General features: G+C 64.0%; 11 protein-coding genes and 1 pseudogene. 5 read left to right on the forward strand and 7 right to left on the reverse strand.

Annotated elements, in window-relative coordinates; genetic code table 11:
- Positions 1 to 127 precede the first annotated feature (127 nt).
- Positions 128 to 370 (forward strand): annotated as a pseudogene (locus HPY44_18540) (DUF1559 domain-containing protein).
- A 480-nt stretch (positions 371 to 850) separates the two neighbouring features.
- Entirely contained in the window at positions 851 to 1714 is an 864-nt protein-coding gene (locus tag HPY44_18545) for an alpha/beta hydrolase (GenBank protein ID NSW58008.1), read from the forward strand.
- Here HPY44_18545 and HPY44_18550 read toward each other — a convergent pair.
- The gene (locus HPY44_18550; GenBank protein NSW58009.1) at positions 1675 to 2961 is read right to left on the reverse strand and encodes a glycosyltransferase; all 1287 of its coding nucleotides are present in this window, start codon (positions 2959 to 2961) and stop codon (positions 1675 to 1677) included. The genes HPY44_18545 and HPY44_18550 overlap by 40 nt on opposite strands.
- 661 nt (positions 2962 to 3622) lie before the next feature.
- Here HPY44_18550 and HPY44_18555 point away from each other — a divergent pair.
- Both HPY44_18555 and HPY44_18560 read left to right on the forward strand, forming a co-directional pair.
- Complete coding sequence (locus HPY44_18555) at positions 3623 to 5737, forward strand: tetratricopeptide repeat protein (protein ID NSW58010.1); 2115 nt, start codon at positions 3623 to 3625, stop codon at positions 5735 to 5737.
- Positions 5738 to 5765: 28 nt separating this feature from the next.
- Positions 5766 to 7133: a hypothetical protein gene (locus tag HPY44_18560; GenBank protein NSW58011.1), complete on the forward strand. Its 1368-nt coding sequence runs from the start codon at positions 5766 to 5768 to the stop codon at positions 7131 to 7133.
- 67 nt (positions 7134 to 7200) lie between these two features.
- On the opposite strand, the gene HPY44_18565 is transcribed toward HPY44_18560, so the two are convergent.
- From HPY44_18565 to ileS, 5 genes are all read right to left on the reverse strand, one after another.
- A complete protein-coding gene (locus HPY44_18565) occupies positions 7201 to 8166 on the reverse strand; it encodes an RluA family pseudouridine synthase (protein NSW58012.1) in 966 nt (321 codons plus the stop codon).
- A complete protein-coding gene (lgt, locus tag HPY44_18570) occupies positions 8129 to 9196 on the reverse strand; it encodes a prolipoprotein diacylglyceryl transferase (GenBank protein NSW58013.1) in 1068 nt (355 codons plus the stop codon). Before lgt ends, HPY44_18565 begins: the two co-directional genes overlap by 38 nt.
- A 40-nt stretch (positions 9197 to 9236) precedes the next feature.
- Complete coding sequence (lspA, locus tag HPY44_18575) at positions 9237 to 9737, reverse strand: signal peptidase II (GenBank protein ID NSW58014.1); 501 nt, start codon at positions 9735 to 9737, stop codon at positions 9237 to 9239.
- Positions 9734 to 10114, reverse strand: coding sequence for a TraR/DksA C4-type zinc finger protein (locus tag HPY44_18580; protein NSW58015.1), 381 nt, complete (start codon positions 10112 to 10114; stop codon positions 9734 to 9736). Before HPY44_18580 ends, lspA begins: the two co-directional genes overlap by 4 nt.
- Before the next feature lie 182 nt (positions 10115 to 10296).
- Positions 10297 to 13098, reverse strand: coding sequence for an isoleucine--tRNA ligase (gene ileS, locus HPY44_18585; GenBank protein NSW58016.1), 2802 nt, complete (start codon positions 13096 to 13098; stop codon positions 10297 to 10299).
- 670 nt (positions 13099 to 13768) lie between these two features.
- On the opposite strand from ileS, the gene thiE reads away from it, so the two are divergent.
- Positions 13769 to 14419 (forward strand): thiamine phosphate synthase, encoded by a 651-nt coding sequence (thiE, locus tag HPY44_18590; protein NSW58017.1) that lies wholly within the window; start codon positions 13769 to 13771, stop codon positions 14417 to 14419.
- Positions 14420 to 14519: 100 nt separating this feature from the next.
- On the opposite strand, the gene HPY44_18595 is transcribed toward thiE, so the two are convergent.
- Positions 14520 to 19277, reverse strand: a complete 4758-nt coding sequence (locus HPY44_18595) for a M28 family peptidase (protein NSW58018.1) — start codon at positions 19275 to 19277, stop codon at positions 14520 to 14522.
- Between the last annotated feature and the right edge of the window lie 96 nt (positions 19278 to 19373).

The raw sequence follows: 19373 nt of genomic DNA on the forward strand, positions 1-19373 counted from the left end.
GACCGCAACAGAATGGCCTTCAGAGCGCCTGTAAACGGCTCACGTTGAGAGAAAAGGGCCCGGGCCTTCAAAAAAGACGGCCAGAGCGACGCGTAACACCCCGCCAATGGGGTTGTTCAGCGATTAGATCATTGCCATCCTGGCGGCGATTCTCTTTCCAGTCTTCGCCCGGGCAAGAGAGAAAGCGCGGCAGTCAAGTTGTGCCAGCAATCTCAAGCAGATCGGCCTTGCGGGCATGATGTACTCCCAGGACTATGATGAACGGTTCCCAATGAACCACAGCGGCGCACAGGTCAATGGGCGCTGGGTTGAGTGGTGGAGCGTGCTGCAGCCGTACGTCAACAACTGGAATGTGTTCACTTGCCCAAGTAACAGTGTGAATATTTACAACGGCGTGAACTACGGCAAGCGCGGCTGCGGCGACAGCCCCCTTGCCGGCGAGCGCAGCTCTGACTTCTGGTACGGCGCGACACGCGACCTGAAGCAACCTGCCGAGACGATTGCCTTCGCGGACTGGGGTCGCGGCAATGGTCACCGCCTGTGCCCGCATTGGCACGCGGGAACCACCTACTACGGGTATGTTCATCCCGAGATTCACAATGACGGCACCAACTACACGTTCTTCGACGGACACGTGAAGTGGATGAAGTACAGTTCCACTTACACCGGCGTCAACCTGTGGCTGTACGACAAGACGGGCGCGGTGCCCACCACGGCTCCGCCCGCCTGGCCCTGGCCGTAGTCACACCCTCCCATCTGCGCACGGGGCCGGTGTCCACGGATGCCGGCCCCGTTGTGCGACCCCGCACGGGTTGCGATCCGCATGAACGGACGCGTACGGAGGATCAGAATGATGATCTGGATCGCCCTTGCCGGCGCTTTCGGCATGTACGGACTCGTGCTCCTGACCGTGTGGGCCTTCCAGGAGAAGCTTATCTACGCCCCGACGAGAGATGTGTTCACTGATCCCGCAAAGGCCCACGGGCTGGACTTTGAGGAATTGGAGCTCGTGACTGAGGACGGGGTTCGGATCTGCGCCTGGTACACTCCGGCGGAAAACCCGCGCGCCGTCCTGCTCTTCTGCCACGGCAACGGCGGCAATCTCGCGCACCGCGTGGACGTGATCAAAGGGTATCGCGACCTGGGGTTGAGCAGCCTGCTGTTCGACTACCGGGGCTACGGCAAGAGTGAGGGCAGACCGTCCGAGCAGGGGACGTATCTCGACGCGCAGGCGGCCTGGAATCATCTGGTGGAGGAGCGCGGGATCGATCCCGGGCGAATCATCCTGGTGGGGCGGTCGCTGGGTGGGCCCATCGCCGCCCACATTGCCGCGAAGCACCGACCCGCCGGTCTGTCACTGGAGGCTGCGGCGACATCTGCCGCGGAAGCCGGGCAGCAGATGTTTCCCTTCCTGCCCGTGAGCCTGCTCCTGCGCCACCGCTACGACACCGTCGCCTGGCTGCGGGATGTGACTTGTCCTGTGATGGTCTCTCACGGGGTTCGCGACCGAGTGATCAGATTCTCCCACGGCAAGCGGCTCTACGAGCTAGCGCGTGAGCCAAAGCGTTTCCTCGAACTGCACGGGGACCACCTGGAGGCGCACCTCGACGGCACGCGGGACTACCCGGAGGCTTTGTCTCGTTTCGTGGACGATTGTGTGGGGGACGGTCAGGCTCAGATCGCGCAGGGCGCGTCGGACAACACCCGGTTATAGACCTCGACCACGCCTTCCACCATGTTGGCCACGGAGTACCGTGAAAGCAGCCGCTCGATGTCGGATTCCTCCTGTGCGCGGCGGTCCCGCGGGTCCAGGCCGGGACGATCGAGGTCGTACTCGTCCTGAGAGGCCAGTACTTCGTCCATTCCCCATGCGAACCCTTCGGCCGTTCGCACCCGCTCATCCTCGTCGCCGGACATGCCTTCCAGTTGCTGGAGTATGGCATCCGCGAAGGCCTGGCGGTCGTCGAGAGGGACAAGGGGGAGGCTGAGCGCCTGGCCGAAAACCTCGCGGATCGCGGGCAGGTCCCGGCCAACGACGCGCAGATCCCGGGCGAGAGCCTCGAGGGTGTAGGCTATACCCGCGGCGTCATCCGTCAGGGCTACGTAGACATTGCAGGTGGAGATGATGTCAAGGGTATCGGGGCGCCAGGGGAGGAAGACTGTGGAGCCGAACAGTCCGAGTTCGTGGGCAAGCGCCTGCAGGCCCTCAAGCTCCGGGCCCCCACCGAGCACGGCGAACTCAACGCTGGGAACCAGCGCACTGACCACAGCGGCAGTCTCAAGGAAATCTGCAACGGGCGCAGAGCCGTCCAGCGGGGCCGCCGTGACCACGATGGAAGTGTCCCGGTGAAGGCCCACGGAGTAGCGTTTCTCGCCTACGTCAAACAGGCTGCTTTGCCTGCGGCGCTCCACGCCCGGTGGTACCACGTACAGTCGGGCATCCAGCGCATCTTTGCGTTTCCCTGCGAACCGGATGATCTGTTCGCGCTCAGACTGCGTGGAGGCGATCACTGCGCGGCTCGCGTCCAGCGTCCGGCCCAGGGCGTTCCTCCGGGCCCGACGCTCCCGAAAGGCGCCGGAATCTCGCGGAACAACGTGGGGCGTGAAGACTAGCGGCGGAGCTGCCGATGTACTGGTCAGGCCTGTGAGAGCGAGCGCTGCCGTGGTACCGGCCGCCAATCCGTGACCGTGAACCATGACCGGCTTCGTGTTGCGCAGGAACCGGATGACCGTCTGTGTGGCCGGCGCGAGGGACCTGGGTGATAGCCCGGAGGGAAAGGGCAGGTTCACCCAGCGGATCCCCTGGTGGGACAGTTCGTCGCGGAACTGGCGACTGAGCGGTCCGACCACGTGGGCCTCAACGCGGCGCGCCTTCAGCCCCGAAGCCAGCGCGACCACGTGTCTTCGCAGCTCATCAGAGCCCTCTTCGACCAGTTGCACAATGCGCGGGCAATCCGCCATGCTCCCTCCAAAGTGGCAGAGGTTCCGCAGGCCCGCGACTACCGAAGCAGGCCGGCTGTTCAGGCGCTTGCGGGAGTATGCACCGCGCGGCAGGGGGAGTCAAGCCAATCAAGCGCGTTGCACAGGATCATCGGTTTTTCGGGATGCGTGCCTCCTCCGTGTGCGGCCAGCGTCCGGCGTCTGCGGTGCGGTGCCGTGCCGCGTGCTGTCAGGCTCCGGATGAAATAGCCTCTGGTGGAGGCCGGGGGATTGCGGCCTCAGAAATGGGTCATAAGCCCCAGAGGGGCGGTCGGACCCGATGCGAGGGGAAAGGCCTGTCGCCCCCTTTCGGGGTCAGAGTGCATCGCGTGGCGGCAGTCCGGGGGCTTCCGCCTCCGGCTATAAGCTGCCGCCCGCTTCGTGGGCGGTGAGGCAACGGCTCGGGCCGAATGGCATGCTGAACGCCAATTCGGCCCCAGCCGGCACGTATCTCACAGAACCAAGGCTCCTGGCGCGTTACCCTGAACCGAGTGCAGAGCAGGCGAACGGACGGTCGGTCTCGCCGGCTGTCGGCCCGTCGGACCCCAAAACAGTGGATAGACCGTGGCGGCTGTAGTAAACTGTACAGACACTTGAATTGGAGCCGGACGGCGCACGCCGTCGGCGGGTGAATGTCCCAGGAATGACTGAAGACCCCGGAACCAAGGGCAATCAATCGGCACAGGATCGCCCGCCCTCTCGGGCGGGCATGTGGGCTCGTCTGCGCGGCATGCTTGATGCCGCCATACCGCCCGCAGCCGACGAAAGCGAGGAGCTGGAGGATGTCACGGGCGGGTTGAGGCCGGAGGACCTCGCCCACCTGGCCGTCGGGGAACCGGACGACCCACTGAAGCCTGCGCAGGAGCCAGCACCGCCGCAATGGCCCGAACAGTGGAAGGCCCCGGGTGCTCCACGAAAGAGCATCCCCGCGCAGGCGAAGGACGCGAAGCCGGCCGATGATGAGCCCCCGCCGTGGCCTGAGCATTGGGGCATCATCAAGCCGCATACGCCGCGAAAGCAGCCGCCGAAGCGGCCGAAGAAAGAGGAGCGCGAGCCGGTCGCAAATCCCTGGGCCGCAGGGAATGCGGACGCCACCCCGCCTTCGGATGCTGATCCGCCGCCGTGGCCCGACCAATGGAACACAGCGTTGCCTCCGGCCGCTCGCCCGAAAAAGCAGGTTGCTGCCGCAGAGGCTCCGCCGAGGCGATCAGAACCGCCTTCGCGACCGTCCGGCCGCAAACCCCGTGTGCCGAGGTCCGAAGCAGGCGACTCATCCCCCCGCACGCCTGTGCAGGCCGATAACGACCCGCCTGCATGGCCTGCGGAATGGGCCGGCCGCTTGCCCGGTTCCACCGCGCCGGCTCCGCCGCACCCGGCCCGTCCCGCGCCAAGACGAAAGACGGCGCTGCCGGATAGCCTCCCCGAGCCCCTGGGTTGGCGCGTGCTGCGTGCGGTCTGTGACCCGGTCCTGACGACTATGGGCTTCCGCCGCCTCCGGGAATACGCGCGGGTGGATTACGTACCACCGGAACTGCGGCGCGTCCCTGATTACGATCCTGGCGCGGCCCGGCGCATCATGCCCCTGCTTGGTCTCGGACTGCTCATCGCTCTCCTGGCGCTCGGAGCGGTCTGGGCATTCAGCCTCCTGAATCCCCGTCCGAGCATTGTTGACGCCGAGAGTTCCCGGGCGCTCTTGCGTGATGCAGTGGCGAAACTGACGGCTGGCGACGTGGCCGCAGCCCGGGCTCTGCGTGACCGCATGCGGGATGTCGACCCCGACTCGGTCACCCTGAGCTATTTCGAGGGGTACTTGCTGGCCTCCGATGAGGGTATCCATCAGACGCTGGCGCGGAAGCTGGGCCAGCGCACGGGAAATCGTCGCCGCACCGTGCGCAATCTGGCCACGCTGGCGGGCTACTACGAGGCCGGTGGGGACATGCAACGCGCCGCTGACCTGCTTCTCGACGTGGTTCGGCTGGACCCCCGCAATCTCGAGGCCCGTCTGCTCGCGGCAAGCGCTCTCCTTGCGACCGGCAGGAATGAGGAGGCAATCAAGCAAGCCGATGAGCTGGACTTGCAGGGCGGCTCCTCGAGGGCATCCAGCGACATACGCGGCCAGGCCTATCTTGCGATGGGGTACCCGAAAGCCGCGCGCGATGAGTTCTCGGCGGTACTCGCCTACGATAGCGCGTCTATTAGCGCACGACTGGGGCTTGCCGATGCCTTCATCGCCGAGGGCGATTTCGCCAACGCGCTCACGGAACTCAAGCAGGTGGTCGCCCAGGATCCCAACAACGTGGAGGCGTACGCGCGACTGGGGGTCATCCACGAACAGGTTGGCGATTTTGTGAAGGCCGAACGCGTCTACCGCAAGGCCATCAAGATGGGCGAGCACCCGGGCGCTCTCAACAACCTGGCGTACCTGCTGGCCGTGAAACGCAATAAGCCCAGGGAAGCACTCCAGTATGCCCTGAGGGCCCGGGAACTGGCACCGGAAGGCGCCGCGGTCCTGGATACCCTGGGCTGGATCTACCACCTGCTTGGGCAGGCGGACCGGGCCGTGCCGCTGATCCGCGAGGCAGTCGAACGTGACCCGAAGAACCCCGAACTCCGGCTTCACCTGGCCCAGGTCCTGAACGCTTCCGGCAAGAGAGCTGAGTCGCTACGGATCTTGGAGCGACTAGCCGGTGAGAATGGGGAGACCGCCTTCCACCAAACCGCCCGGCGCATGCTCAGGGATTTGAAGGCTGCGGCCTGAGCTACGGCCGCCACTGGAGGGATTGTGATTGCGCAACTGGTCGCTGGTGCTTGCGTGCATCCTGTGTGGCGCTCTTCTCGCCCTGGGTTCCATCGTCACCTCTCTCGTTGCCGACCAGACCCAATGGGATGTCCCCGCGCTCAATTACTCGCGGGTTCCTGAGACTCTCCCGGTTGCCGCTCCTTCGCACGTCTCCGGTGACTTGTGGTCGGCGGACGGCCTCCCCATTGTAGTGGTGAGCGGATCGCCACGAGAGATGGGTCGCCGGTACGGAAAAGCAGTCGTGGACCTGATCCACAAGGGGATGAACGATTACCTGGTCAAGCGGGTCATCCAGGATCAGGGCTACAGCATGGAATACCTGCTGGAGTGCGCCCGAGCCATGCTCCCCCACATTTCGCCCGAGTACATCGAGGAGATGAAAGGCGTTGCCGAGGGCGCCGGGGTTACCTTCGACCAGGTTCTCGCGATGCATGCCCACGCGGATATCGTCCATTACGGGCACGGCTGGGGCAAGGAGAAGCGCGAGCCCGGTCAGGCGGCCGGGTGTTCCAACTTTGCGGTCTGGGGCCCACTCACCGTGGACGGAACTCTCTTCCACGGCCGGAATCTGGACTGGACCATCGGTTCGGGGGTGCAGGAAGCCGCAGTGGTCTACGTGGGCATCCCGGATAACGGCCATCCTTTCGCTCTGGTAACCTATGCCGGGATGATCGGGGCGGTCACGGGCATGAGCGCCCGTGGCATCACTTTCGGCGAGATGACCAGTCAGACCGGGGACGAGACCCTCGCGGGCGAGCCTCTCTTTATCGTCTGCCGCCGCATCCTGCAATACAGCGACGATATCGAGTCCGCGATGCGGATCGTGCGAGAGTATCCGGGCACGACGGGCTGGAACTTCGTCATTGCATCGGGGCCGGAGCACACCGCTCGGGCTTGCGAGGTGGACGCCGGAGACAGGGCTATCATGCTCCCGGGCGACCCGGGCGAGAATGACCCGCCCGTGAGCAAGGGGCACCCGAACGCCATCTACAGAACCAATCACCCCACGAGTCCGTTGATCCTCGAGAAGGTGGCCCGCAAGCACGGGATCACCAATCTCGAACTGGGCAAGGTGCTTCTGCGCAGTCTCGACACATGGCAGCGATACGAGACGCTGCGACTGTGGACCACCGAGCGATACGCGGGGAAGATCGACGAACGCGCCGCGCTGGCCATGCTCCAGAGCGAGCCGATCTCGGCGGGGAATACTTTGCACAGCGTGGTCTTTGTGCCGGAACGCTTGCGGATGTGGGTGGCCAACGCCTCCGCACTGCCCAATCCGCGCCCGGCGTGGCATGAGACCTATCACCTGATCGACCTGGGGGAACTGCTGAAGCAGGCCGGGGCGCGGTGAGGATGCGCCGATCTGGTTCGATACAGACCGGGCGGTGCGCAGGGACACCTCGACGCTTCGCGCCGGCTCAGGTCCGGCCGAGTGAGCCGCCCAGTCCCAACTCATCCACCAGGCTGTTGAACGCCTCGGGCAGGTTCGCTTCCAGGCGCATTGCTTCGCCGGTCTCCGGGTGCACGAAGGCGACCTTCCACGAATGCAGCATCTGTCCGGGCAGATCAAGCTCCCACCCACGTGCGTCAGTCCCGCCGCGATAGACACGTTCTCCGACCAGCGGGTGTCCGATGTACTCCATATGCACCCGGATTTGGTGGGTCCGGCCGGTCTCCAGCCTGACTTCGACCAGTGACACGGGGCCATCGGTGTGCTGCGCGCTGCCGAGAACGCGGTAGTGGGTGCGCGCGGGGTCGCCCGCATCCAGCACTGCCATGCGCGTCTTCCGTCCCCGGTCGCGCCCGATGGGAGCGTCCACGGTTCCCGCGTTCTCCCCAAACTGTCCCCACGCCAGGGCCAGGTATGTGCGCTTCAGTACTCCGGAATCCATCTGCCCCCGCAGGTTGCGATGCGCCGATGCAGTCTTGCTTGCGATGATGATCCCCGAGGTGTCCCGGTCCAGGCGGTGGATCAAAGCCGGCCGCCAGGCGCCCTTCGCGTAGCCCACGAGACCATTGAGGAGCGTTTCGTCGCCGGTGCCGGGCGCGGGGTGGGAAGGCATTCCGGGGGGCTTGTTGAGCGCGATGAGGGAAGTGTCCTCGAAGACGATGTCCAGGGGAATCTGCGCAGGGAACACGTCAGTCTTCGGCTCTGCGACCTCCAACAAGATCACGCTTCCAGGCTTGATCTTCATTGAAGGCTTTCCCGGGACACCGTCAACCGTGCAGTGCCCGGCACGAATGAGTGCGCCGGCCTGCGATCGCGACAGACCATCCACCAGCCCGGCAAGCGCCTGGTCTAGACGCATGCCGGCGCAATTGTCGGGTGCGACCAGGCGGTTCGGACTACTTGCGTCTGGATCGCCGGCGGCGGTGGGATGCATGGGATGCGTGCCCTTCGGATCCGGGACTGAACTCAGGCAGAGGGACGCCGGCGCTCTCGGGCTCCACCGCCATCGCGGTGATGGGATTCTCGGCCGGCAGGCGCTGCAGATAGGCGAAGATGGCCAGGCCCGCGGCAGCGATGAAAATGCAGGCCACCTGAGCCACGGACAGCGACGGGATGAGCCCGGACGCTTCCGCCGAGAAACCCAAGCGCGTGTACTCGCACAGGAAGCGGAGGACGGAGTAGAGAATCATGTACAGGGGCAGCAGCTGACCTGGGCGGTGCATGCGCGGCCAGGCCCGGACGAGGATGAAAAAGAGCAGGAGACTTCCAGCAGAGGCGTAGAGTTGGGTGGGGTGCAGGGGCTCGGTGTAGCCGGTCTCGGGCATCACAACCCCGAGGAAACTGTGTGTCGGTCCGCCGTGGCAGCACCCGTTGAGGAAGCAGCCGATCCGCGTGAGCGCGTAGCCAATGGGGATACCCGGTGTACAGATGTCAGCCAGCACCGCGAACCGGATCTTGCGGGCTCGCGCGAACCAGACGGTCGCGATGATTGCCCCGGCCAGACCGCCGTGGAATGACAGCCCGCCCTGCCAGACGTCCAGCACCGTCTCCGGGTTTTCCGCATACTCACCGAGCATCAACAATACGAACAGCAGTCGCGCGCCGACAATTGCGGAGACCAGTTGCACAAGCAGCAGGTCGAGGAGCGTCGGGATCTGCAGGCCACGGGGAGGACCGACGCGAGTCAGGTAGATGAATCCGCAGATGAACCCCACGAGCAGCATGACCCCGTAGGAGCGGATCTTGACTGGACCGAAATGGTTTACGAGCAGGAAAAGCCCCACGGACAGGACCGCGATAATCAGGCCGGTGCTCAGGAACCAGCGGGCGTCTAGAGGGGCGACGTCCCCTTCGACGCGCTCTTCGACTTTCCGCCATGCCAGCACCGCAAGCAGGAACACCGCAGCGATTACCAGCACCGCGGGCCACTGCCAGGGACCTAGCTCGACGAGAACGGAACGCATGAAGTACCAGGCTTTCGGTGACGTTCGGGTGGGTCCAGCGCTACTCCGCCGCGGGGCCGTCCGGACGCCGCAGTTCCAGGAGCATGCTGATGATGAGCAGGCCCGCTCCCACGGTAATACCAATGTCGGCCACGTTGAACACGGGCCAGACGTGGAAGTCGAGGAAATCCACAACGTGGCCGAGACGCACGCGGTCCAGCAGGTTCCCCGCCGCGCCGCCTGCAATAAGGCCGACACTGGTCAGGGCTGCCCGGTTGCTTCCCGCGAGCCGCGGGCCCCAGAGAACCAAGGCGCACAGAACTGCGGCGCTGATGACCGTCAGCACTGCGGTGTTCCCGGCGAGAATGCTGAAGGCGCCGCCGGTGTTGGTGCGGTGTGACAGGCTCATCACCGCACCGAGCACCGGGATACTTTCGCCGGGCTGAAGCTGGTCAGTGACCAGCCATTTCGTGAACTGGTCACCGACTAATACGAGACCGGCTACTCCGATGAGGAGCAGCCGGCAGCGGATCTCCCCGGTGGGGGCTGGCTCTTCGCTCATCGCGCTGACAGGCGCTCGCGGCACTTGGTGCACATTGTGGCGAAGGGCATGATGTCCAGGCGCGCCTTGGGAATATTGCACCCACAGACTTCGCAGATCCCGTAGGTGCCCTCCTCCACTCGCTTGAGCGCATTGTTGACGTTATCCAGCATCTCGCGCAGGTTCTCACTCAGCGCCATGGCTTGGGTGCGCTCCAGTGTTTCCTGTGCGGCATCACCACCCGGCTCGTCGAAGTCCTCCCCGGCAGTGTCGGAGTTCAGCGGATCCCGGCCGGACGCGCGGTCCTCGATGCGCTGCAGTTCGACCACCAGTTCATTGCGCGTTTCCTCGAGGCGTTCCCTGAATTTTTCCATGTCTAGGCTTCGCTTGCGTGCCACCTTGCTGTCCTCCTGCGATGCATCCGCCCTGGCAGCCATCGGCCCCAACCTTGAAGCAGGCGGATCGTTCCAACCCCCACGCCGTTTTCACTACTCGCACATGGGGACGCGCCAGCCACAAGCGCATCCCGAAGGGCATCTTTCCCGTCTGTGTGTTACCTAAACACGCTGCGGGCCAGAGATCAGAGATTGGCCGCGCAGCGCTCACAGATGGCTGGGTGTTCAGCGATCGTGCCAACGGTCGACGACCGGAGCCAGCATCGCTGACACTTGTCGCCGTCCGACAGGACCGCCACTGCCGAGACACCGGTATGTTCGTCAACAGGTACCGGCGCACCTTCCGCCGGGTTCAGAGAAACAGCGGATACAATGAACAGGTTCGGAAGACTCGGCCCAAAGCTCTCGAGGAACTCCAGCGCATCGGCAGTCCCGTAGAGTTCGACCCGCGCTTCCAGCGGCTTCTCCACGACCTTCTCGTTCTTCGCCTTCTCCAGCGCAGAGAGAACCACGTCTCGGATCGCGAGCAGCCTGCTCCAGCGTTCCAGCAAGGCGGTATCTTGCACCCCTTCGGCCTCGGGCCAATCGGCAAGCTGGACGCTCTCGGGCAAAGAAGGATCGAGCTTGCGGCATTCCTGCCACAGTTCCTCCGCGGTGAAGGTCAGCACCGGCGCCACCATCTTCGCCAGCGCGATGAGAATCTTCCACAGCGCCGTCTGGGCTGATCTGCGCTCCGGTGAATCGGCCTTCATAACGTACAGCGTGTCCTTGAGGGCGTCCAGGTAGAAAGCGCTCAAGTCTGTGGCGCAGTACGCGTGCAGGTCATGGTAGAACAGGTGCAAGTCCCAGTTGTCGAATGCATCTGTCATGCGCTGGACGATCTGCCCCAGTCGCGCGATCGCCCAGCGATCCACCTCGCGCATCGCATCGGGCGCGACCGAATCCTTGGCCGGGTCGAAATCCTGCAAGTTGGCCAGCATGAATCGCGCAGTATTGCGGATGCGCCGGTAGGCGTCGGCAACCTGGTTGAAGATGTCTTCGGTGCAGTACATTTTCCGCCGGAAGTCGGCGTACGTGAACCACAGGCGCAGGACATCTACCCCGTACTTCTCATAGATTTCCTGGGGCGAGATGATGTTCCCTTTGGACTTGGACATCTTCATGCCGGTCTCGTCCACGAAGAACGCGTGCCCGACCACCATCTTGAAAGGAGCGGGCCGCCCCAGTGCCACAGCTACCCACAAAGATGTCTGAAACCAGCACTGGTACTGGTCGTCGCCCTCGAGGTAGAGGTCAGCCGGGTAGCCCAGCTCGTCGTTGGCGCTCAGTACGCAGTAGTGGCTGGCACCGCTATCGAACCACACCGACATAATATCGGGCTCTTTGGTGAAGGACTGCGCGCCACATTTCGGACAGACTGTTCCGGGCGGCACAAGCTCCGCCGCCTCCCGCTCAAACCAAACGTCGGCGCCATGCTCGGCCACCAGGTCTCGCACGTGGTCCAGCGTTTGCGGGGTGATGATGGTCTCATCGCAGTCGGCACAGTAGAAGACCGGGATCGGCACGCCCCACACGCGCTGTCGGGAGATGCACCAGTCCGGCCGTGCCTCAATCATGCCGCTTATGCGGGACAGGCCCCACTTGGGCATCCACTCGCACTTCTCGACTTCGGACAGCGCCGTCTCACGCAGCTTGTCGATGTCCATGAACCACTGGCGGGTGGCGCGATAAATCACCGGCTCGTGGCAGCGCCAGCAGTGGGGATATTCATGCTCCAGGGTACCTGCGGCCAACAGAGCGCCTTTGGCAGCCAGCATGTCCATGACGATCTTGTTGGACTGGTCGCAGACCTTGCCCACCAGTTCCGGTCCGGCCTCGTCGGTGTACTTCCCATCATCATCAAGCGGGCTGATGACGTCGAGCCCGTACTTGAGCGCGGTCTGGAAGTCTTCGAGACCGTGACCCGGCGCGGTATGGACGCAACCGGTGCCCTGATCCAGCACCACGTAATCCGCAAGAACCAGCCGCGAATCCCGCCCGTAGAGCGGGTGGATAGCGATCAGGCCTTCGAGGTCCTTGCCTTGGGCGCGCCCGATGACCTTCGGGTCGGCAAGCGCGCAGCCTGCGACCGTGGCACCCATGAGTTCCGCGGCCATCACCAGAAAGCGCCGTCGGCCCTCATGCTCAGCCTGTACCAGCACGTAATCGGCGCTGGACGCCAGCGCGATCCCTGTATTGCCCGGGATTGTCCAGGGAGTCGTGGTCCAGATGACGATCTCGGCTCGCGAGCCCTCGGGGAGGGGCTGTTCCATGACGAACCGCTCGGCGGCTCCGGGCAGTTCGAAGGCCACGTAGATGGAGGGCGAGGTCTTGGTGTGGTACTCGATCTCGTCTTCCGCGAGGGCAGTGACGCACTCGGGGTGGTGGCACCAATACACCGGCCGCAACCTGCGGTTGACCAGGCCCTTGAGGGCGATCTTGCCGAATGCTTCGATCTGCCGGGCCTGGTATTCTCTGCTCAGGGTCAGGTAGGGGTGATCCCAGTCGGCGCGCACCCCCAGACGCTTGAACTGCCCGCGCTGGATGTCCACGTAGCGCAGAGCGAGTTCCCGGCACATGCGCCGCCACTCAACGGGCGATACATCGTGGCGGTCCACGTCCATCTCGCGGCGCACGGCTTGCTCGGTGGGCAGGCCCTGTGTATCCCAACCCGGAACGTAGGGGCAGTCGAACCCGCGCATCGTCTTGTACTTGATGGCGATGTCCTTGAGGATCTTGTTGAGCGCCTGGCCGAGATGGATGTTTCCGTTCGCATACGGCGGGCCATCGTGCAGAACCCACTTGGGCCGACCGACGCCCTTCTCGCGCACCTTGCGGTAGATGTCGATTTCTTCCCACCACTGAACCAGACCGGGCTCGCGCTGGGGCAGGTTAGCTTTCATTGGGAAGTCGGTTTTCAGCAGGTTGAGCGTCTCTCGGTAGTCCATGGGGCCGTCCCCAGTTCACAGGGCTGTGGGCTTATCAACGGGCAAGAACAACGGCACGCCGGCCCTGGGGCCGACCCGCCGATGCAAATCACGCAGGAAAACGTCAGGAGGCGATTCTAAGCTCTGCGGTGTGCGAAGTCAAGGCGAGTTGGGCCGCGAGTGGCAGGGCCATCGGTCGTGTGGGATGCGTGCCTGCCTCATGTGTGGCCGGCGTCCCGTGCCGGGGATGTTGGGGCCGTGGCGTGTACTGTCAGGCTCCGGAAGGAGCCGTCCGCCTGGAGTCCGCGGCGGAATCTGGAGGATTCCGTCCCCAGGAATGGGCCACAAGCGCCGGATCGGCGGCCCGCCCCGGGGCAGGGAGAACGGCCTGTCGCCCCCGTTGGGGCTCACGGCGCCATCGCGGGGCGGCAATCCGGGGGCTCCCCCCCCGGCTACAGGCTGTCGCTCGCTCCGCGGGCTGTGAGGCAACGGCTAAGGGTGAAGGGCACGCTGGAAGCGGATGCGGTCTCAGCCGGCAGGCATTCCCCAAGACCGCTGCTCGTGGGGTTGGTCGGCCAGATGCACCCGCGCGCAGCGACCGGGCTCACGGTCCGCGCCGTTACACTTTCGCCACTCTCGGACCTGGTCCGTCGTCTTCCCTTGAGTGTCCCATAGAGATATACTTGCGTGTATGCTTATCGGCAACCTGAACTCGCGCGTGTATTACGTCACTCCCGAGCAATCCGAACCGAATGGGCACCTTGTGCGCCTCGTCGATGCTGCTATCAACAGCGGTATCGGTCTCCTGCAGTTCCGCCCGAAGCGCCTGACCACCCGCCAGATGGTGGAGGAGGCTACGGTGCTGGTGTCCATGACCCGCAGGGCTCGCGTCCCGCTGATCATCAATGACCGCGTTGACCTTGCCCTCGCAGTGGGCGCAGACGGCGTTCACCTCGGCGCCGACGACATGCCGGTGGGCCATGCGCGGCGTCTTCTGGGGCCCGCGGCGATCATCGGGGCAACCTGCGTCACCCCCATGGACGCCCGTGTCGCTGAAGCAGACGGGGCGACGTATGTACTTGTGGGGCCTGTGGGCGATCTATCGGGAGAAGTCGGAGAAATGGGGCTGGAGCGGGTGCGGCAGGTGCGCAAGGCCACAGGCCTTCCCGTCTGCGTGCACGGAGATGTGACCGTCGAAGGCCTGCGCAAACTGCGGGCCCTGGGCGTGGAGATGATCTGCGTGGCTGATCTTGACGGAGAAGCCGAGATTGTCGCGCGCGCTCTTCAGGACGCCGTTGCCATGGCGTTGGAGCATCTTGCACCGCGGCATGTTGCTCCGTGAGTGCACGGGGCAGCAGCAGCGAGGGGTGGGTGGGGCCGGTGAGTTGGGACCCGATCTGCCCACGCATGCCGGCGCCTGCGGCTTACCCCACCCATTGCATTTACAGCAGGTCCCTCTGCTCCACCCATTCGCCCTTCAGGATCTTCTCTGCGCGGTCCGCGTAATTCAGCTTCTCACCGTGCGGCACAGTGCGCCAGATCAGGAACTGCTTGCGGATCCCCGACATGAACAGCGCATTGGTCTTCTTCCATGACGTGATATCCCCGGCCAGCCGCGTCAGGCGGATGTGGATCTCATAGATCTGCGAGTCGCCTGTTGGGCGGCACTCCAGCGCGAAGTCCTGGCTCACGCCCAGGTCATACGGGGCCAGCCACATGCGCAGCTTCACGGTCATGCCGGCGTCCTCGGTGTGGTCATGGTCCACCGGCTCAAGCCGCACGTCTTCGGCCAGGAACTCTCCGCCCGCGTATCCCACGTATTCATCGAAGAACTCCTTCAGGAACGCGGAAACGCCGAAAGCGTCGCGGCCGGTGACTGTGAATGGGAGCAGTACATCCATGACGTCGCCCACCGGTTCGGGCAACGACCAGCGCCGTTCGATCCCCGGTGAGGCGATCTCTGCGGCTTTCCGGCTGGGGTAGAGAGTGGACAGCAGGACTACGGCCACGATGACTATCGTCACCGCAACTGCCGACATGGACGAGTAGTTCAGCTCAAGGCCGCCGGTATTGCCGGTGACGTACAAGATCCGGGCGAAGGTCTGCCCGATGAGATAGCCGACAATCGCCCCCAGGTTCGCGAACACCGCCGCTTCGGCCAGGAACAACATTGAGATGTGGCTGGGCGCCAGACCCAGGGAGCTGAAGATTCCGATCTCCCGACTACGCTCATAGACCGATCCGAGCATGGTGTTGAGGACGATTAGCGCGGCGATGAGGATGGGGATGATCAGGCTTTCGACGCCGCTGAAGGAGGTCATGCCCACGGAGCTGAACAGGAATGTGCGGTCCCCAATCCCGGCGTAAAGGCTGAGGGCGAACCGCTTCATCATGCTTTCAACCTGCTGGGCAACATCTTCGCCTTTGTTGTAGCGAATGGCCACGGAGCGCAGGGTACCGCCGAACTCCAGCACCCGGTCATACGGCATGATGATGACCTTCTCGGGGCTGAAGTGCTTGTACTCCTGGAGAAGGGATGAGGCGCTGCTGGTGCCGAGCTGGGAACGCTGGGCCGCCTGGCGCTGGAGTTCCTTGATGATCTCCGGCCGCAGCAGCGCGTAGTTGACCGGCATCATCGGTTCGCCGTCGAGGTCCGCCATCTTGCGCATCTTCGCCTCGTCGAGCAGGCCGATGACCCGGAAGTCCGTGCCAAAAACCGTGATGCTCACCGAGCCGAGCTTGTCGGCGGTGATGCCCAGGCCCTGTGCTACGGACGTGGGAACGAGGCAGACGTTCCTCGCTCCAGGCGGGATCCATTTCCCGGCGATGGTGAATTCCTCTACGTCCATGACCTTCTTCTCATCAGCGGTCAGGCCGAGGATGCAACTGACCGAGTAACGCTTGGACGGGTCATTGGTGAGGGTCAGGTCGATGACCAGCTCTTTTTCGATGTCTGCCGACGTGTACCATGCGCGGGACGCCACCGTTGCATTGCGCGCAAACTCGTTGGCGATGATGTCGGCGGTGGGTTCCTCGAGAGACAGCCACGCGCGGTCTCGCAGCATGATCCCCGGGTACGCTGGGGCATGGGAGAGGGCGATCTTATTGGAGCGCAGGTATGACTTCACCGACGTGAAGCTCAGAACCGTGAAGGTCAGGAGCGTGAGGGTAATGGCCGTCAATGCCGTCCGGGTCTTGCGCCGCCGCATGTTCGCGATACCCAGGGCGAAGGCGGCGGTGGCGGCCGACAGCCGTCCCACGTCGGCCTCATGCACCCCGCCACGCTGCTGTTTCATGGCCTTGAGTTCCGTGTTGAACTTCATGGTCACGATGGCGATAACCAGCACGGCCAGCGCCATGATGATGAAGGACAACAGGATCACGGGTGGAGCCGTGGTGAGCGCGAAGGCCGGGTGCACCAGAGCGATCATGAAGAAGACCACGATGAACACCCCGACCGTTCCGGCGATCTGCAGGATCACGTTGCGCCCGGCAAGCAACAGGCGCTCGCCAAAGTACGCGAATGGCAGCAGGATCGCCAAGTAGAACAGCAGGCCCTTCACAACGTCCACCGCAGTCTTCTGCACTTCGGGATAGGCCCGAGACTCGTACCCCCATGCGTGTCGCCCGGCGGATATCGCCACGTCGTAGCGGCGCTCGCTCAGGGCTTTGGTCGCTTTCTCCAGCGATGCCTTCGCGAGGTCATGCAGTTCCCTGAGACGCTCGTTCTCAATCCCGTTCTTGCGCAACTTGGCCATGCGCGCTTCATCGAGCGTCCACATATCGGCCGCAACTCGGATGGGGGTGAGCGGAATGCGGGGAGTGCGCGCCGCAGGGAACCCGATGCCTTCAGGATGCTCGGGCGTAGCGTTGATCAGCACCATTCGCACGCCGAGAAGCCCCATGCCCATGGTGATCTGCAAGTCCACGGTGGGTTGGGAGTAGACCACGGCACAGGGCTCGACATACGACGGGAACTCAGCTGCCGTCGCCGCAGCCTGAGATAGCGAGTAGCCGAAGGAGATCGGCTCGCTGTAGTCGCGCGCGTCGTACACGAAGACTTTCTGCAGGGTCTGGAAGTAGCGCTCGTCCACCAGGTCATAAACGTCGGTGGGCACGCACTCGAACACAACCACAGGGCGCTTGAGACCGGCGCGCCCGTACACATCGCGCGGGTACTTGCGATCGCCATCCGGGCCCATGTCGGGAGCGCACCGGATCTGCCCGCTGTCGGGGTCGAATGCGTAGGCTTCCAGTGTCCCGCCGGCGGCGCGCTCACCGCGAAGCAGGAACTCACTGGTCTCATTGGCCATGGTCATGACCTCGGTGTGCATGCCCATCATCATGCGATACTGCCCCTGGATGAGCACCAGCGAGTACGGAACCGGGGTGTTGGGCACGAAGCTCTCGGTGCGGCGGAATTGCAGGACGGTGCCTTTCACGTCCTTCAGCTCATCCATTTTCTTGAGCGCGTTGACCCGCTTGAGGGCGTTCTCCTCAAGTGTCCTATCGCTCAGGAAGTCATAGAGCAGGCAGGACAGCAGCCGCACCTGTTTCAAGAGATTCGGCCGGTTCACCCGGTCGGGCGTGTCCAGCGGGGTGTCCACCAGGGACCTGGCATCGTTCACGGTGGCGAACACAATGCCCGGACGTCCACCGCGGATCGCCATCTCGTGGTCGAAGCCGATCTTTCCGGGGAAGAAGGTGTGCCATTCCCGGCCCTTCACCGGATTCACACCGTCCACGAAGCTTTCATCCACCACCAAGCCCAGTTCATCGCATGCGCGGGTGGCGTATTCCGTGAACTGCTTGCCGAGGGGCGAGTAGAACCGAAGCAGGTGCGACTGGTTGTAGTACCAGCCCACCTGAAACACGCCGAACATGGTGTTCTGGGTGCTCAGGTCGAGGGAGACGAACATGCTGATCTTATCGAACTCGTTCAGTCGCTTCCAGATCCGGATGTCGTTCTCCTTGCGAGCGATCTCCTGCTGCAGACGTCCCGCCCGGACCCTGGCCATCTCCGGGGCAAGCTGAAGTTGTCCGACGTTGACCAGCGGCCTTTCGTGGCGGCTTAGCGCGATGCCTTTGGCCTTTGCAATGGCCTCGCGCTCCTTCGACCGCGCGATAGCGGCGTCGATATCTGCCAGCACACGCTCGCGGTCGGCGCGCAGTGCCTCCAGCTCTCGATTGTGTTCCCGTAATCGTGGGGCGCGCTGGCGTTCGCTCGTTTTCCTCGGCTCGCGCCCCCACATACGAACGAATTCCCGCGCTCCTGCTGCCGCCTGAAAATGCCCGCTGGTCGCCAGAAACACCACACTGCGCGCGGGCGGGTCCTCAGAGAAGACCCGGGCCAGCTCCAGCAAGGTGGCTATTCCGGTGGCGTTCTCGGCGCCGGGTGAGATGGCCGGCACCACGGATATGCTGTCATAATAGGCCTGCACAATCACGGCTTCCTGGCGCAGGTCGGGGTCGGAGCCCGGCAGGATGCCGATGATGTTGCGGTTCACATTGCTACGCCAGGGCATGCGGGAAACCAATCGGCCCTCGGTGCGTCTGGACTGTACTGCGGCGATGATCTCGGTGGCGTCGTCTCCGCTCAGGTAGAAACGCGGCACGTCGACGGGGCACTGGAGGAACTTGACTTCGGCCTCGCCGCGCGTGGTGAGACCCGGCTCCACGAAAATCACGGCCGCCGCTCCCAGCAGCGGCGCATTGATCCAGTTCTGCCCGACATTGAAGTCCATGATGACAATGCTGTCTCTGACGACTTTGCCATTGAAGTCGGACAGGTTGCCAGGACCGACATAGAGGATTGGTCCAGTCACCCCGGCGCGCGCGGTCTGGCTGGTGCGCACGAGGTTCGGCCAAATGCCGGCCAGTTCGTAGCGCTTCCCGTCGACTTCCAGGAAAGCGGACTCATCCATGGGCGCGGGCAGGTCAAACTCCTGGACCATGGTCTCGAGGCCCAGGCGCTTGAACTCGGCCAGGATCATGTCGGCGGCGCGGGCATTCCCGGGATAACCGGACACCCGCGAGCCAAGATCCGCGAAATCTTCGATCCAACCGAAGATGCGGTTCTCATCGACCCGCTGGGCTCTTTCGACGTACCCGGCGCCGAATGTGGGGCACGCGGTAACCACCAGCGAGATGAGCAGGCCGAGTTCGGCTATCCAGCGCCTGCAATGTGGGATGCGTCTCATGCGCGATCTCTCCTGCGGAGCGTCTTGTGAGTCCATCCGCCGACGGAACGGCCGGCCTACGCGACATGTTCCACTTCGCCGCGCCGGCCGAGTTCC

Source organism: Armatimonadota bacterium (genome assembly GCA_013314775.1).
GTDB lineage: Bacteria > Armatimonadota > Zipacnadia > Zipacnadales > JABUFB01 > JABUFB01.

Bases quoted from the DNA above. Each gene is read 5' to 3' on its own strand.
- HPY44_18545 (NSW58008.1), top strand. From the start codon at position 851: ATGATGATCTGGATCGCCCTTGCCGGCGCTTTCGGCATGTACGGACTC.
- HPY44_18550 (NSW58009.1), bottom strand. From the start codon at position 2,961: ATGGCGGATTGCCCGCGCATTGTGCAACTGGTCGAAGAGGGCTCTGAT.
- HPY44_18555 (NSW58010.1), top strand. From the start codon at position 3,623: ATGACTGAAGACCCCGGAACCAAGGGCAATCAATCGGCACAGGATCGC.
- HPY44_18565 (NSW58012.1), bottom strand. From the start codon at position 8,166: ATGCATCCCACCGCCGCCGGCGATCCAGACGCAAGTAGTCCGAACCGC.
- lgt (NSW58013.1), bottom strand. From the start codon at position 9,196: ATGCGTTCCGTTCTCGTCGAGCTAGGTCCCTGGCAGTGGCCCGCGGTG.
- lspA (NSW58014.1), bottom strand. From the start codon at position 9,737: ATGAGCGAAGAGCCAGCCCCCACCGGGGAGATCCGCTGCCGGCTGCTC.
- ileS (NSW58016.1), bottom strand. From the start codon at position 13,098: ATGGACTACCGAGAGACGCTCAACCTGCTGAAAACCGACTTCCCAATG.
- thiE (NSW58017.1), top strand. From the start codon at position 13,769: ATGCTTATCGGCAACCTGAACTCGCGCGTGTATTACGTCACTCCCGAG.
- HPY44_18595 (NSW58018.1), bottom strand. From the start codon at position 19,277: ATGAGACGCATCCCACATTGCAGGCGCTGGATAGCCGAACTCGGCCTG.